11 protein-coding genes are annotated in these 13,849 nt (G+C 58.1%); 3 read left to right on the top strand and 8 right to left on the bottom strand.

The window, feature by feature from the left end:
• Positions 1–98: 98 nt before the first annotated feature.
• The 3 genes from rpoD to rpsU all read right to left on the bottom strand — a co-directional run bounded on the left by rpoD (position 99) and on the right by rpsU (position 4,681).
• The gene (gene rpoD / locus ALO80_RS16030) at positions 99–1,949 is read right to left on the bottom strand and encodes an RNA polymerase sigma factor RpoD (RefSeq protein WP_055009701.1); all 1,851 of its coding nucleotides are present in this window, start codon (positions 1,947–1,949) and stop codon (positions 99–101) included.
• Positions 1,950–2,016: 67 nt separating this feature from the next.
• Entirely contained in the window at positions 2,017–3,972 is a 1,956-nt protein-coding gene (dnaG, locus tag ALO80_RS16035; RefSeq protein WP_055009702.1) for a DNA primase, read from the bottom strand.
• Positions 3,973–4,465: 493 nt separating this feature from the next.
• A complete protein-coding gene (gene rpsU, locus ALO80_RS16040) occupies positions 4,466–4,681 on the bottom strand; it encodes a 30S ribosomal protein S21 (RefSeq protein ID WP_002551877.1) in 216 nt (71 codons plus the stop codon).
• Positions 4,682–4,879: 198 nt separating this feature from the next.
• On the opposite strand from rpsU, the gene tsaD reads away from it, so the two are divergent.
• Positions 4,880–5,905, top strand: a complete 1,026-nt coding sequence (gene tsaD, locus ALO80_RS16045; RefSeq protein ID WP_055009703.1) for a tRNA (adenosine(37)-N6)-threonylcarbamoyltransferase complex transferase subunit TsaD — start codon at positions 4,880–4,882, stop codon at positions 5,903–5,905.
• Positions 5,906–5,940: 35 nt separating this feature from the next.
• Here tsaD and plsY read toward each other — a convergent pair whose 3' ends face one another.
• Positions 5,941–6,510, bottom strand: coding sequence for a glycerol-3-phosphate 1-O-acyltransferase PlsY (gene plsY / locus ALO80_RS16050; protein ID WP_055009704.1), 570 nt, complete (start codon positions 6,508–6,510; stop codon positions 5,941–5,943).
• Between the two features lie 74 nt (positions 6,511–6,584).
• Here plsY and folB point away from each other — a divergent pair, with 74 nt between their 5' ends.
• Both folB and folK read left to right on the top strand, forming a co-directional pair.
• Positions 6,585–6,938 (top strand): dihydroneopterin aldolase, encoded by a 354-nt coding sequence (folB, locus tag ALO80_RS16055; RefSeq protein ID WP_003377271.1) that lies wholly within the window; start codon positions 6,585–6,587, stop codon positions 6,936–6,938.
• Entirely contained in the window at positions 6,929–7,453 is a 525-nt protein-coding gene (gene folK, locus ALO80_RS16060) for a 2-amino-4-hydroxy-6-hydroxymethyldihydropteridine diphosphokinase (protein ID WP_055009705.1), read from the top strand. The genes folB and folK overlap by 10 nt, the downstream gene beginning before the upstream one ends.
• Before the next feature lie 126 nt (positions 7,454–7,579).
• On the opposite strand, the gene ALO80_RS16065 is transcribed toward folK, so the two are convergent.
• From ALO80_RS16065 to ALO80_RS16080, 4 genes are all read right to left on the bottom strand, one after another.
• Positions 7,580–8,809 (bottom strand): multifunctional CCA addition/repair protein, encoded by a 1,230-nt coding sequence (locus tag ALO80_RS16065; RefSeq protein ID WP_055009706.1) that lies wholly within the window; start codon positions 8,807–8,809, stop codon positions 7,580–7,582.
• Positions 8,810–8,906: 97 nt separating this feature from the next.
• Entirely contained in the window at positions 8,907–10,469 is a 1,563-nt protein-coding gene (locus ALO80_RS16070) for a SpoVR family protein (RefSeq protein WP_055009707.1), read from the bottom strand.
• On the bottom strand, positions 10,466–11,737 hold the full coding sequence (locus ALO80_RS16075) for a YeaH/YhbH family protein (protein ID WP_054987037.1): 1,272 nt from the start codon (positions 11,735–11,737) through the stop codon (positions 10,466–10,468). The genes ALO80_RS16070 and ALO80_RS16075 overlap by 4 nt, the downstream gene beginning before the upstream one ends.
• Positions 11,738–11,858: 121 nt before the next feature.
• The gene (locus ALO80_RS16080; RefSeq protein ID WP_055009708.1) at positions 11,859–13,781 is read right to left on the bottom strand and encodes a PrkA family serine protein kinase; all 1,923 of its coding nucleotides are present in this window, start codon (positions 13,779–13,781) and stop codon (positions 11,859–11,861) included.
• Between the last annotated feature and the right edge of the window lie 68 nt (positions 13,782–13,849).

Consider the following 13,849-nt stretch of genomic DNA (forward strand, 5'->3'; position numbering starts at 1 on the left):
TGGGCCAATTGACGACTGAGCCTGCAAATCTGAATTTCTCTTGGTCAGAAACGCAAAAACCCCAGCAGGCCGGGGTTTTTGTTGACTCGCTGGTGCGATTACTCGTCGAGGAACGAGCGCAGGTGCTCGCTTCTTGTCGGGTGACGCAGCTTGCGCAGTGCCTTGGCTTCTATTTGACGAATCCGCTCGCGGGTTACGTCAAACTGTTTACCGACCTCTTCAAGCGTGTGGTCGGTATTCATGTCGATGCCGAAACGCATACGCAGAACCTTGGCTTCTCGGGCAGTAAGGCCCGACAGCACTTCGCGTGTCGCTTCTTTCAGGCTTTCAACAGTGGCGACATCGATTGGCGACTGCATGGTCGAGTCTTCGATGAAGTCACCCAGATGCGAATCTTCGTCGTCGCCGATCGGGGTTTCCATGGAGATCGGCTCTTTTGCGATCTTCAATACCTTGCGGATTTTATCCTCAGGCATTTCCATGCGTTCGCCCAGCTCTTCCGGGGTCGGTTCGCGACCCATTTCCTGCAGCATTTGCCGGGAAATACGGTTGAGCTTGTTGATCGTCTCGATCATGTGCACCGGAATACGAATGGTGCGTGCCTGGTCGGCGATCGAGCGAGTGATCGCCTGACGGATCCACCAGGTGGCATAGGTCGAGAACTTGTAGCCACGACGGTATTCGAACTTGTCCACAGCCTTCATCAAGCCGATGTTGCCTTCCTGGATCAGATCGAGGAATTGCAGGCCACGGTTGGTGTACTTCTTGGCGATGGAGATCACCAGACGCAGGTTGGCTTCAACCATCTCTTTCTTCGCGCGGCGGGCCTTGGCCTCACCGATCGACATGCGACGGTTGATGTCCTTGATCTCGGCTATTTTCAGGCCGGTCTCTTCTTCCAGTGCAGACAGCTTTTGCTGGCAACGCTGGATGTCAGGCTGCAGACGACCAATGGCTTCGGCGTATTTGCCCTTGCCCTTGGCCAGTGCGTCAGTCCAGCTTTCGTCGACTTCGTTGCCCGGGAACTGGCGAAGGAAGTCGGCGCGCGGCATACGTGCATCACGTACACACAGCTGCATGATGGCGCGTTCCTGAGCACGCAGACGCTCGAGAGCACCGCGGACACGCTCTACCAGACCTTCAAACTGCTTTGGAACCAGTTTGATCGGCATGAAGAGTTCAGCAAGTGCAACCATTTCGGCAATGGCGTGCTTGTCGTCGCGACCGAATTTCTTCAGCGCCTTGCGGGTGATTTCCATTTGATCGGAAACCGCACCGAAGCGCTGCTGGGCGATGACCGGATCGGGACCGCTTTCGACTTCGTCTTCGTCGTCGCTTCCGTCTGCCGATTCTTCTTCGTCGTCATCGGCACCTTCGGCCTTGACGGCTTTGGGGTCTACAGGCGGAGGCACTTCGGCAGGCGGCGCGATGCCGTCGTCCGGGTCGATATAGCCGCTCAGAACATCGGACAGGCGACCGCCTTCACTGGTGACTCGCGTGTATTCGGAAAGAATATGGTCAACCGTGCCTGGGAAGTGCGCAATTGCGCCCATCACTTCACGGATGCCTTCTTCGATACGTTTGGCGATTTCGATTTCGCCTTCACGGGTCAGAAGTTCAACGGTGCCCATTTCACGCATGTACATACGAACGGGATCGGTGGTACGCCCGATATCGGTCTCGACCGCTGCCAACGCTGCAGCCGCTTCTTCTGCGGCTGCCTCGTCGGTATCGGCGTCGGCCAGCATCAAGGCGTCCGCATCCGGAGCACTCTCGTGTACCGGGATCCCCATGTCGTTGATCATGCGGATGATGTCTTCCACCTGCTCGGGATCTGAAATATCCTCAGGCAAGTGGTCGTTGACCTCTGCGTAAGTCAGATACTTCTGCTCACGACCCAGGGTGATCAACTCTTTGATACGAGATTGCTGTTGCGCTTTTCCGGACATAACACCCTATCCACTGAAGGTCTTGGCGGGCAAAAAACAAGCCGAGGATTATACCCGAGCTATGACCTCACGCGCCAGTTGAGGTCGGGGTTTGTGCGGGAACATTGCGATTTAGCAGTTCCCTAAGCTGAATTTTCTCTTCTGCGCTCAACTCGGTTTGCCGAGCCTTGCTGATCAGATGTTCCAGACTGCGCTCGCGTTGGCGAGCGGATAAGCTAGTTATAGTGTCGAAAAACTGTTGTTCAAGGTTGTCGGCCTCAATCAGCCATTCCTTTTCTGCCAGTGCGCGCAGCAAACGACCCTGTTCAGTGCCATGCCACCGTGCTATCAACTGTAACGACCGCAAGCCGGGATTCTTTTGCCTGGCTTCGATAAGTGCGACCAGCAATTGTGCGTTGGATTGGTCTTCTGCAGCGAAATGGCTTGCATTTTCGACCTTTTCGGCCAGTTCGGGGTGATGCAGCAGGGTTCTCAAAGCGGCCTGCATGGGCGGCTCGACAGCGGTCGGCACGCGCGGCGTTCGGGGTTCGAAGTCCTGACGCTTGCCTTTTTTGCCCCAGGATTTGTTGTCCCATTTTTTTTGATTCTGACCGCCGGTTTTCTTTGCCGTCCATTTCTGCTGGGGCTCATAACCGCCCTGTGGCTGGTAATCGGCAAAGTCAGGCATGGCGTCATAATCGACGTAGGGGTCGTAGCTCGGCGGCGCATCTGCCGGTGCGCTCTGCACCAGCTGGCTGACGGCTTCGCCGGTGAGCCCGGTGATTTCAGTCAGGCGCTGGCGCATCAGAATGCGAAGGTTCGCGCCAGGCACTTTGTCGATCAGGGGCGCCGCAAGTGTGGCCATGTGCGCCTTGCCTTCCAGCGAGCGCGGATCGGACTCTTTGGTCAATTGCTCGAAAAAGTAATCGGCCAGTGGCTGAGCATGCTGATTGATGCGTGCCTTGAACGCGTCGGTGCCTTCGGAGCGCACCAGTGTATCCGGGTCTTCGCCCTCGGGAAGAAACAGAAAGCGCGCCCGTCGCCCGTCCTGCAGGTTCGACAGGGTGGCTTCCAGTGCGCGCCAGGCAGCGTTGCGCCCGGCCTGATCGCCGTCAAAGCAGAACAGCACGTTGGGCACGACCCTGAACAGGCGCTTCAAATGCTCTTCGCTGGTCGCTGTGCCCAGCGTGGCCACAGCGTTGCGCAAACCTTGCTGGGCCAGGGCGATGACGTCCATGTAGCCTTCAACCACGATGATTTCATCGAGATTGCGATTGAATTTGCGCGCCTCGAACAGCCCGTACAGCTCCTGACCCTTGTGGAAAACCGGTGTTTCCGGAGAGTTCAGGTACTTGGGCTTGTCATCGCCCAGTACCCGGCCACCAAAGGCAATGACGCGCCCTCGCGAGTCGCGGATCGGAAACATCACTCGATCACGGAAGCGGTCGTAGCGTTTGCCGGTTTCAGCGTTCTCGATCAGCAGGCCGGCATCGATCATGACCTTTTGTTGCAGCGAGTCGCTGCTCAGGTGCTTGTACAGGTTGTCCCAGCCAGGCGGAGCAAAGCCCAGGCCGAAGTCCCTTGCGATTTCGCCAGAGAGCCCGCGACCCTTGAGGTAGTCCACGGCAGCCTTGCGCGACGGATGGCTTTTCAGGGCCTGGCGATAGAACTCGGCGGCGGCAGTCAGTAGCGGGTAGAGCGGGGAATCGGTTGGCTGACGGGGCTTCTGGCCTTTTACGCTTTGTTCGCGAGGCACTTCCATGCCTGCCGCCTTGGCGAGGTCCTCGACAGCCTGGGGAAAGTCCAGATTGTCGTGGTCCATGATGAAGCCGAGCGCGTTACCGCCTGCGCCGCAACCGAAGCAGTAATAGAACTGTTTGTCCGGGCTGACGCTGAAAGAGGGTGTTTTCTCTTTGTGGAAAGGGCAGCACGCGGTGTAGTTCTTCCCGGCTTTCTTGAGCTGCACGCGCGAACTGACTACATCGACAATGTCGGTGCGGTTCAGAAGGTCGTCGATAAAGCTCTGGGGAATCAGCCCGGCCATGGCGTTCTCATCATTCAAGCGTGGTGCGAAAGTATCGGGTGACTCTACGAGCGTTGCGCCGGCCTGTCAGCCGTCTTTTTCAACGCATCGGCAACAAACGGGCACGTCTTTGCAGCCGATGGACGGTGGTGGCCTGGAAGGAAATGAAATCGAGCCTGCTGGCAGGTTGGAAGAGCTTCATGCGCCAGTGCCCACCTGAGTGTGACAAAACCGGAGTACATAAGCCTGGGGACACGGAAGACGCTGCCTTGGCTGAGCTTCTTGCGAAGTCATCAAGGCATACTCGTCTGGTCATTGGCCGATCTGCTGCCCGGATGGGCATGGCCAATGTAGCCTGTGAACAGGCTAGACGTGCTTGAATGAGTGTCGAAGTCGCATCTGCGGCCTGGACAGGGTCAATCAATCTAGCTGACGCAAAACAGCGAAGCTTTAACTGCCAACAGCCCGGCTGGTTGGCCGGGCAAGGCAGAAGCTTGCGACGAAGGTCTGTAAATTAATACAGACGAACGGCGCGGCGCTGTTCGCGCTGGACTTTCTTGGCGTGGCGTTTGACAGCAGCTGCTGCCTTGCGCTTACGCTCCGAAGTCGGCTTCTCGTAAAATTCGCGGCTACGAACTTCAGCCAGAACACCGGCTTTTTCGCAGGAGCGCTTGAAACGACGCAGAGCTACGTCGAAGGGTTCGTTCTCTTTAACTTTGACGGCTGGCATCCAGAGCTACCTTCATTCATTACCGGGGTCAACGCTTAGTGCAAACACTGCACAAAAGTACGTCGGTTTTTAAGGGTTGCGGATGTTAACCCCTCATTGAGAGGAATGCAAAGCCTCTGATCGAAAACCGCTGGTCGGCACCTCGGTCGACGACTATTATGCGCGCCTTCAAATCTGCCCCCTACAAGGCGCAACCCCATGCTAGTACTGGGATTAGAAACCTCCTGCGACGAGACCGGTGTCGCGTTGTACGACAGCGAACGCGGTTTGCTCGCGGACGCATTATTCAGCCAGATCGATCTGCACCGGGCCTATGGCGGCGTGGTGCCGGAGCTGGCTTCGCGTGATCACGTCAAGCGCATGCTGCCGCTGATTCGCCAGACACTGGCGCAGGCGGACTGTGTGGCCACTGACATCGACGCCATTGCCTACACGGCCGGGCCTGGCCTGGTGGGCGCATTGCTGGTCGGTGCTTCGTGCGCCCAGGCGCTGGCGTTCGCCTGGGATATCCCGGCGCTGGGCGTGCATCACATGGAAGGCCATCTGCTGGCACCGATGCTGGAAGACAATCCGCCACAGTTTCCGTTTGTCGCCTTGTTGGTGTCCGGTGGTCATACGCAGCTGGTACGCGTCGATGGTATCGGCCAGTACGAGCTGCTGGGCGAGACCCTGGACGATGCGGCAGGCGAGGCGTTCGACAAGACGGCGAAGATGATGGGCATGCAGTATCCGGGCGGGCCGGAGATTTCACGGGCGGCCATGCAGGGCGTGCCGGGGCGTTTTGCCTTTCCCCGACCGATGACCGATCGGCCCGGGCTGGAATTCAGTTTCAGCGGCCTGAAAACCTCTGCGCTCAATACCTGGCAGCACTGTCAGAGCGCTGGAGACGACAGCGAGCAAACCCGCTGCGACATCGCTCTGGCCTTCCAGCAGGCGGTAGTGGAGACTTTGACGATCAAGTGCAAGCGTGCGCTCAAGCAGACCGGGCTCAAGAGCCTGGTCATCGCTGGCGGCGTCAGCGCCAACAAGGCCCTGCGGGCTTCGCTGGAAAGCATGCTCGGCGATCTGCGCGGGCATGTTTACTACGCCCGACCCGAGTTCTGTACCGATAACGGCGCAATGATCGCCTTTGCCGGTTGTCAGCGTTTGCAGGCAGGGCAGAAGGAAGACTTGAGCATCAGCGTGCAGGCGCGCTGGCCTATGGAGCAGTTACCTGGGCTGTAACGACAGGCGAGGGTGAGAAGGTTTCATCCCGCCCCTCAGAAATGTCGTTCGCGTCCGGCGAGCAGGTCGCGTAGATTGCCGCGATGGCGCCAGACGATAAGCAGCGTCAACACGCTCATCGGCAGCAGCGCATGGGGTTCCTGCCACGCCAGCAATGGCAGGGTCAGGGGTGTGGCGATCAGCGCAGCGAGCGAGCTGGTGCGCGTCAGGTAGAGCGTCAGCAGCCAGGCCGCTATCGCCAGTGCGGCTGCGGGCGGGTAAAGGCCCAGCAGTACACCGGCGGCTGTCGCCACGCCTTTGCCGCCACGGAACCGGAAGTACAGCGGAAACAGATGGCCCAGCACAGCGCAGACACCGATCCAGCCTTGTTGCGATGGATCGAGGCCCCAGCTGCCGGCGAGCAGAACCGGGATCAGGCCTTTGCAAAGGTCGCCGAGCAGGGTCAGGATGGCCAGTTTTTTACCGGCCAGACGCAGCATGTTGGTAGCGCCGGCATTGCCGGAGCCACTGGCGCGTGGGTCCGGTCTGCCGCTCAGGCGGCTGAGCAGGATGGCGAAGGACAGCGAGCCGAGCAGGTAGGCGAAGGTGGCCAGTAACCAAAACATGCTAACCATTCCGGGCGAGGATGCCCTGATTCTAACGGCGCATCGCGCCCTTGTCGTGCAGCGGAGAGTAGTGCTTGGACAGAGTTTTCATCGAGGGCCTTGAGGTTGATACGGTCATCGGCGCCTATGACTGGGAGCGTGGCATTCGCCAGTGCCTGCGTCTGGACCTCAGTTTTGCCTGGGACAATCGCCCTGCGGCTGCAGGCGACGACCTGAGCAAGGCGCTCGACTACGCCAGTGTTTCGACGCGTATTCAGGCTTTCGCCGAGCAGGCACAGTTTCAGCTGGTCGAGACTTTCGCCGAACGACTGGCTGAAGTGCTGATGAGCGAATTCAATATCCCCTGGCTGCACCTGAAGCTGACCAAGCCGGGCGCTGTAGCGGCCGCTGCCGGTGTCGGCGTGGAGATCGAGCGCGGATGTCGCTGACGCGGATTTTCCTCGGCCTGGGGAGCAATATCGAGCGCGAGCGGCACCTGCATGCCGGGCTCGATGCGCTGGATGGCTTTCTGGCTGACCTGAACTGCTCGCCGGTTTTTGAAAGCCATGCGGTGGGTATCAAAAGCGGGCCATTTTTCAATCTTGTTGTTTCGGCGCTGACCGACCTGCCGTTGATGGAGCTCGATCGTCGCCTGAAATTCATCGAGGCAGACAACGGCCGCTATGCCCCTGACCGCAAAGGGCTGCCGTTGGATATCGATGTCTTGTTGTATGGCGATCAGGTCGGCAATTTCGACGGGCTGATCCTGCCAAGGGCGGAAATTCTGAAGAATGCTTTCGTGCTGCGCCCATTGGCGTTGATTGCCCCCGAACGCTTGCATCCGGGCGTGGGCGTGCCGTTCAGCCAGCTCTGGGCGGACGCGCAGATTGATCAGCAGCTTTGGCCGGTGGCGTTTGAATGGCGCGGGCTGGCGCTGACGCCTGAGGATTTGCTGCGTAGCTGAGGTTTGGGGGGCTTCAGTGCAGACGCCTGTCGTGAACGTCAAAGGCTGAAGATCGGACGCAGAGCGTCCAGGGCTGCGCTACCACGCTGGAGCGTAGTAGCGATAGTAACCGCGCACGAGAGCCTGTCAGGCGACGTGCTCAGCCTTGTAGGTTTTCAGCGCCCTCAAGCGCTCGTTCTTCAACGCATCACCCAGCTCTTTGCCTTGCAGGCCTTTTTCCAGCAACGGCTGTACTGAAACGGATCGCGCGGCCTCGGCCGCACCGCGCAGGTAATCGGCCTGTGGATAACTGCGCTGCTCGAAGCCATGGCGTCCTCGGGCGTCCATCTCGCACGCCACAATGAACTCTTCAAAGCGCTGCGGGCGGCGGTAGACGTCGAAGCTTTGCAGCAACTCCAGCAAGGTCGAGGGTTTCAGCTCCAGTGCCCGGTGGCCGTGGGTGTGGTACTGGCCGACCAATAGCGCCAGTTCCTGGCACTCCCGCGGTACACGAAAACGCTCGTTGACCGCCTTTATCAGGCGCAGGCCGGTATGCTCATGGGCAATATGCCTGGGCCATTCGGCTTCCGGCGTCAGCCCCTTGCCCAGATCGTGCAGCAGACAGGCCCAGCGCACGGTCAGCGGCTGTTTGTGAATGGCCGATTGCTCAAGCACGCTGAGGACATGCACGCCGGTGTCGATCTCCGGGTGATGTGCAGCGGGCTGCGGCACGCCAAACAATGCTTCGACCTCGGGCATCAGTTCATTGAGCGCGCCGCAGTCGTGAAGTACCTGGATGAACACCTGAGGCTGTTCTTCCATGAGGGCACGCGAGATTTCCTTCCAGCTGCGCTCGGCGGTCAGGGCCTTGAGCTCGCCGGATTCACTGAGCTGTCGCATCAGTTTCATCGTTTCGGGGGCGATGGTGAAACCGTATGCCGCATAACGCGCTGCGAAGCGTGCCACACGCAAAACCCTGAGTGGATCTTCGGCGAATGCAGGGGAAACGTGACGCAATACTCGCGCTTCAAGGTCCTTTTGGCCGTTATAGGGGTCGGTCAGATTACCGTCCTTGTCTTCAGCCATTGCATTGATCGTCAGGTCGCGCCGAATCAGGTCCTGCTCAAGCGTCACCTCGGGGCTTGCGTGAAACACGAAGCCCCCGTAACCCACACCGCTTTTGCGCTCGGTGCGCGCCAGCGCGTATTCCTCATTGGTCAGCGGATGCAGGAAGACCGGAAAGTCTGTGCCGACCGGGCGATAGCCTTTGACCAGCATCTCCTCGGTGCTTGCGCCGACCACGACCCAATCGATATCAGTGACAGGTTGCCCCAGCAGACGGTCGCGTACAGCGCCGCCAACTTTATAAATCTGCATAAAAAACCTCCGTAAGCGCGACAGGATAAACCTTGTGCCGTACTTGCGGAGGCTAAAGCTGCATGGACAAGCGTTTGGACAGCCTTTTCCCTAGCGCTTACAAATGGACGACCGCCATATCAAGCCGGGGATATTCACTGTCGGCATGCTCGCCTTTTGGAGGTACATGATGCGTCTTGACTACCTGATCGCCCTGAAGGGTTTCCAGGTGGATGTCGAAACCCCACAGCCTGTGCAGGTGTTTGAGCACCTCGTCTGTCGAGTCGCCCAGCGGTTTGCGATTGTGCTGCTGGTGGCGCAGGGTCAGCGAGCGATCACCACGGCGGTCGATGCTGTAGATCTGCACGTTGGGTTCCCGGTTGCCCAGGTTGTACTGCGCAGCGAGGATTTCGCGGATGGTCCGATAACCGTTTTCATCGTGGATAGCCGGCACCATCAAGTCTTCTTGTTGGTCGTCGTCCATGATGCTGAACAGCTTGAGGTCGCGAATCACCTTGGGCGACAGGTACTGGAGGATGAAGCTCTCGTCCTTGAAGCTGGTCATCGCGAACTTGATCGCCGTCAGCCAGTCGCTGCCGGCAATTTCCGGAAACCACTGCCGGTCCTCATCGGTAGGGTTTTCGCACATCCGCCGGATGTCCTGATACATGGCAAAACCCAGCGCGTAGGGATTGATGCCGCTGTAGTAGGGACTGTCGAAACCGGGCTGGAAAATCACGCTGGTGTGCGACTGCAGGAACTCCATCATGAAGCCGTCGGTGACCAGGCCTTCGTCATACAGGTCATTCATCAGCGTGTAATGCCAGAACGTCGCCCAGCCTTCGTTCATCACCTGGGTCTGGCGTTGTGGGTAAAAATACTGCGCAATCTTGCGTACGATGCGTACCACTTCTCGCTGCCAGGGCTCCAGCAGCGGTGCATGTTTCTCGATGAAGTAAAGAATGTTTTCCTGCGGCTCGGCAGGGAAGCGTGCGTTGTCCTCTTTGTTGCCTTTTTCGGCGTTCTTCGGAATGGTGCGCCAAAGATCGTTGATCTGCCGCTGAAGATGCTCTTCCCGATCCTTCTGACGGCGCCGTTCCTCTTCGGCGGAAATCGGGTACGGTCGCTTGTAGCGGTCTACACCGTAATTCATCAACGCATGGCAGGAGTCGAGCAAGTCCTCCACGGCATCAATGCCGTGGCGTTCCTCGCACTGCATGATGTATTGCTTGGCAAAGACCAGATAATCAATGATCGAGCTGGCATCGGTCCAGGTGCGGAACAGGTAGTTGCCCTTGAAGAAGCTGTTGTGGCCATAGCATGCGTGAGCGACGACCAGTGCCTGCATGCAGATGGTGTTTTCTTCCATCAGATAGGCAATGCACGGGTCCGAATTGATCACGATCTCGTAGGCCAGCCCCATCTGGCCGCGTGAGTAGGATTTTTCGGTGCTCAGGAAGTGTTTGCCGTAGGACCAGTGATGGTAGCCCAGAGGCATGCCCACTGACGCGTAGGCATCCATCATCTGCTCGGCAGTGATGACTTCGATCTGGTTGGGATAAGTGTCCAGCGCGTACCGTTCGGCAATTCTGCCGATTTCACGGTCGTAGGCCCGGATCAGTTCGAATGTCCACTCTGACCCTGTGGAAAGGGGTTGGCGCTTCTGCTCTCTGGCGGTCATGACACTAACCTTCGCTGGAAGAGTTCGCGGAATACCGGATAGATATCACCGGCAGAGACCAGCTGCTGCTGGGCGAACGTGTCGGCATAATCCTCACCGATACGTTCGTATTCGTACCACAAGGCCTGATGCTCACGCGGCGTGATTTCCACGTAAGTGTAGTACTGCACGAAAGGCATGATCTGTTTGGTCAGGATTTCCCGGCAGATGGGCGAATCGTCGTTCCAGTTATCCCCGTCCGAGGCCTGTGCCGCGTAAATGTTCCAGTCGCTGCTTGGATAGCGCTCGGCCATGATTTCCTGCATCAGTTTCAATGCGCTGGAAACGATAGTGCCGCCGGTCTCCCGCGAATAGAAAAACTCTTCCTCGTCCACTTCGCGGGCGCTGGTGTGATGGCGGATGAAGACAACATCGATCTTGTCGTAATTACGCTTGAGAAACAGGTACAGCAGGATGAAAAAGCGCTTGGCGATGTCTTTGGTCGCCTGGGTCATGGAGCCGGAGACGTCCATCAGGCAGAACATCACCGCCTTGGAGCTGGGGTTGGGTTGCTTGACCAGCAGGTTGTATTTGAGGTCGAACGTGTCGAGATACGGCACGCGGCGAATACGTGCTTTCAATCGATCGATTTCTACTTCCAGTTCCTGAATGTCGCCGAAGTTGTCAGGTTCTTCGCGCTTCATGCGCTCAAGCTCGGCAGTGGCCTCTTTCAGTTTTGCGCGGCTGCTGCCGGACAGCGCTATGCGGCGTGCGTGCGCCGAGCGCAGGGTGCGGATAATGTTGATGCGCGAAGGATTGCCTTCATTGCTGATGCCCGCGCGCACGGTCTTGAAAGTGTCGGTGCCGGTCAGGTTGCGTTTGACCAGGTTCGGCAGCTCCAGGTCTTCGAACATGAATTCGAGAAACTCTTCCTGAGTGATCTGAAACGAAAACTCATCCATGCCTTCGCCGGAGTTGCCTGCCTTGCCAGGCCCTTTACCGCCGCCGCCTCCTTGAGGGCGGGCAATGTGCTCGCCGGTGGTGAACTCCTTGTTGCCAGGATGAACAACGGTCTGCTTGCCGCCGCGACCGTGGTGCAGGACCGGCTCGTCGATATCGCGTCCGGGAATGCTGATCTGTTCGCCGTGTTCCATGTCAGTGATGGAGCGCCGGCTGACGGCTTCCTCCACTGCCTTCTTGATGTGGTCACGGTAACGCCGCAGAAACCGCTGCCGGTTTACCGTGCTCTTGTTCTTGCCGTTGAGACGTCGGTCGATCACATAGCTCATAGGCTCCTCCGGGGAGCTTCAAGTTGTAGGCTTCAAGCTGCAAGCGAGCAGGCCATCCATCCCGGGTCAGGGTATCGATCACCTTTCGCCTGCAGCTGATAGCTTGAAGCTTGCAGCTGCTTTACTGCGATTTCCGCACGCGCAGATACCATTCGGAAAGCAGACGAACCTGCTTGTCCGTGTAGCCCCTCTCGACCATTCGTGTGACGAAGTCGTTGTGCTTCTGCTGATCCTCCTTGCTGGCCTTGGCATTGAAGCTGATGACGGGCAGGAGGTCCTCGGTGTTGGAGAACATTTTCTTCTCGATCACCACCCGCAGCTTCTCGTAGCTGAGCCAGGTCGGGTTCTTGCCGTTGTTGTTGGCGCGGGCACGCAGCACGAAGTTGACGATTTCGTTGCGGAAATCTTTCGGGTTGCTGATGCCGGCCGGTTTCTCGATCTTCTCCAGTTCCTCGTTCAAGGCCACCCGGTTGAGAATCTCGCCGGTTTCCGGATCGCGATATTCCTGGTCCTGAATCCAGAAGTCCGCATACAGCACATAGCGGTCGAAGATGTTCTGACCGTACTCGCTGTAGGATTCCAGGTACGCCGTCTGGATTTCCTTGCCGATGAACTCGATGTAGCGGGGGGCCAGGTATTCCTTGATGAAACGCAGATAACGTTCGCGCGTTTCAGCCGGGAATTGCTCCTGTTCGATCTGCTGTTCCAGCACGTACAGCAGATGCACCGGATTGGCAGCAATCTCGTGCGGATCGAAGTTGAAGACCTTGGACAGAATCTTGAACGCGAAACGGGTGGAGAGACCGTTCATGCCTTCGTCGACGCCCGCGCTGTCGCGGTATTCCTGAATCGACTTGGCCTTTGGGTCGGTGTCTTTCAGGTTCTCGCCGTCGTACACGCGCATCTTGGAGTAGATGTTGGAGTTGTCCGGCTCTTTGAGGCGTGACAGCGTGGTGAACTGCGCGAGCATTTTCAGCGTGTCGGGCGCGCAGTGCGCTTTCGACAGGGAGCTGTTGAACAGCAGCTTGTCGTAGATCTTGATCTCGTCGCTGATACGCAGGCAGTACGGCACTTTCACGATGTAGATACGGTCGATGAAGGCTTCGTTGTTCTTGTTGTTGCGGAAGCTGTGCCATTCCGATTCGTTGGAGTGTGCCAGCAGGATGCCGGTGAACGGGATCGCTCCCAGTCCCTCGGTGCTGTTGTAGTTGCCTTCCTGCGTGGCGGTCAGTAACGGGTGGAGGACCTTGATCGGTGCCTTGAACATCTCGACGAATTCCATCAGGCCCTGGTTGGCCCGGCACAGTGCGCCCGAGTAGCTGTAGGCGTCTGCGTCGTTCTGTGGGAATTCTTCAAGTTTGCGGATATCGACCTTGCCGACCAGCGCGGAAATATCCTGGTTGTTTTCGTCACCGGGCTCGGTTTTCGCTACCGCGATCTGGTTGAGAATCGATGGGTAGAGCTTCACAACCTTGAATTGGCTGATGTCGCCGCCAAACTCGGCCAGGCGTTTGGTCGCCCAGGGCGACATGATGGTGCTCAGGTAGCGTCTCGGAATCCCGAAGTCTTCTTCGAGAATCGCGCAGTCCTCGGTGGCATTGAACAGGCCCAGAGGCGATTCGAAGACTGGCGAGCCCTTGATGGCGTAGAACGGGACTCTTTCGATCAGTTGCTTGAGCTTTTCGGCCAGGGACGACTTACCGCCGCCTACCGGGCCGAGCAGGTAAAGAATTTGCTTTTTCTCCTCCAGACCTTGGGCGGCATGGCGGAAATACGAAACGATCTGGTCGATGCATTCTTCCATACCGTGGAAGTCGGCAAAGGCTGGATAGCGCCGTATCACCTTGTTGGAGAATATTCGCGACAGCCTGGAGTTGGTGGAGGTATCCACCAGTTCGGGCTCGCCAATGGCCAGCAGAAGACGTTCTGCCGCAGAGGCGTAGGCGCTGCGATCCTGTTTGCAGAGCTCCAGATACTCCTGTAGCGAGAGCTCTTCTTGTCGTGTGCTTTCGAAGCGTTGTTGGAAGTGGCTGAATATACTCATGACGTCACCTCGCTCGATACGTGGAGCCGGCGGCGGATCGTCAGTCGATGCTGGCAGCGACCGGTTTA

It is taken from the genome of Pseudomonas caricapapayae, from assembly GCF_001400735.1.
Classification (GTDB): domain Bacteria; phylum Pseudomonadota; class Gammaproteobacteria; order Pseudomonadales; family Pseudomonadaceae; genus Aquipseudomonas; species Aquipseudomonas caricapapayae.

What these genes read in the sequence shown, in the direction of transcription:
- rpoD (WP_055009701.1), bottom strand. Translation starts at nt 1,949, where the DNA reads ATGTCCGGAAAAGCGCAACAGCAATCTCGTATCAAAGAGTTGATCACC.
- dnaG (WP_055009702.1), bottom strand. Translation starts at nt 3,972, where the DNA reads ATGGCCGGGCTGATTCCCCAGAGCTTTATCGACGACCTTCTGAACCGC.
- rpsU (WP_002551877.1), bottom strand. Translation starts at nt 4,681, where the DNA reads ATGCCAGCCGTCAAAGTTAAAGAGAACGAACCCTTCGACGTAGCTCTG.
- tsaD (WP_055009703.1), top strand. Translation starts at nt 4,880, where the DNA reads ATGCTAGTACTGGGATTAGAAACCTCCTGCGACGAGACCGGTGTCGCG.
- plsY (WP_055009704.1), bottom strand. Translation starts at nt 6,510, where the DNA reads ATGTTTTGGTTACTGGCCACCTTCGCCTACCTGCTCGGCTCGCTGTCC.
- folK (WP_055009705.1), top strand. Translation starts at nt 6,929, where the DNA reads ATGTCGCTGACGCGGATTTTCCTCGGCCTGGGGAGCAATATCGAGCGC.
- ALO80_RS16065 (WP_055009706.1), bottom strand. Translation starts at nt 8,809, where the DNA reads ATGCAGATTTATAAAGTTGGCGGCGCTGTACGCGACCGTCTGCTGGGG.
- ALO80_RS16070 (WP_055009707.1), bottom strand. Translation starts at nt 10,469, where the DNA reads ATGACCGCCAGAGAGCAGAAGCGCCAACCCCTTTCCACAGGGTCAGAG.
- ALO80_RS16075 (WP_054987037.1), bottom strand. Translation starts at nt 11,737, where the DNA reads ATGAGCTATGTGATCGACCGACGTCTCAACGGCAAGAACAAGAGCACG.
- ALO80_RS16080 (WP_055009708.1), bottom strand. Translation starts at nt 13,781, where the DNA reads ATGAGTATATTCAGCCACTTCCAACAACGCTTCGAAAGCACACGACAA.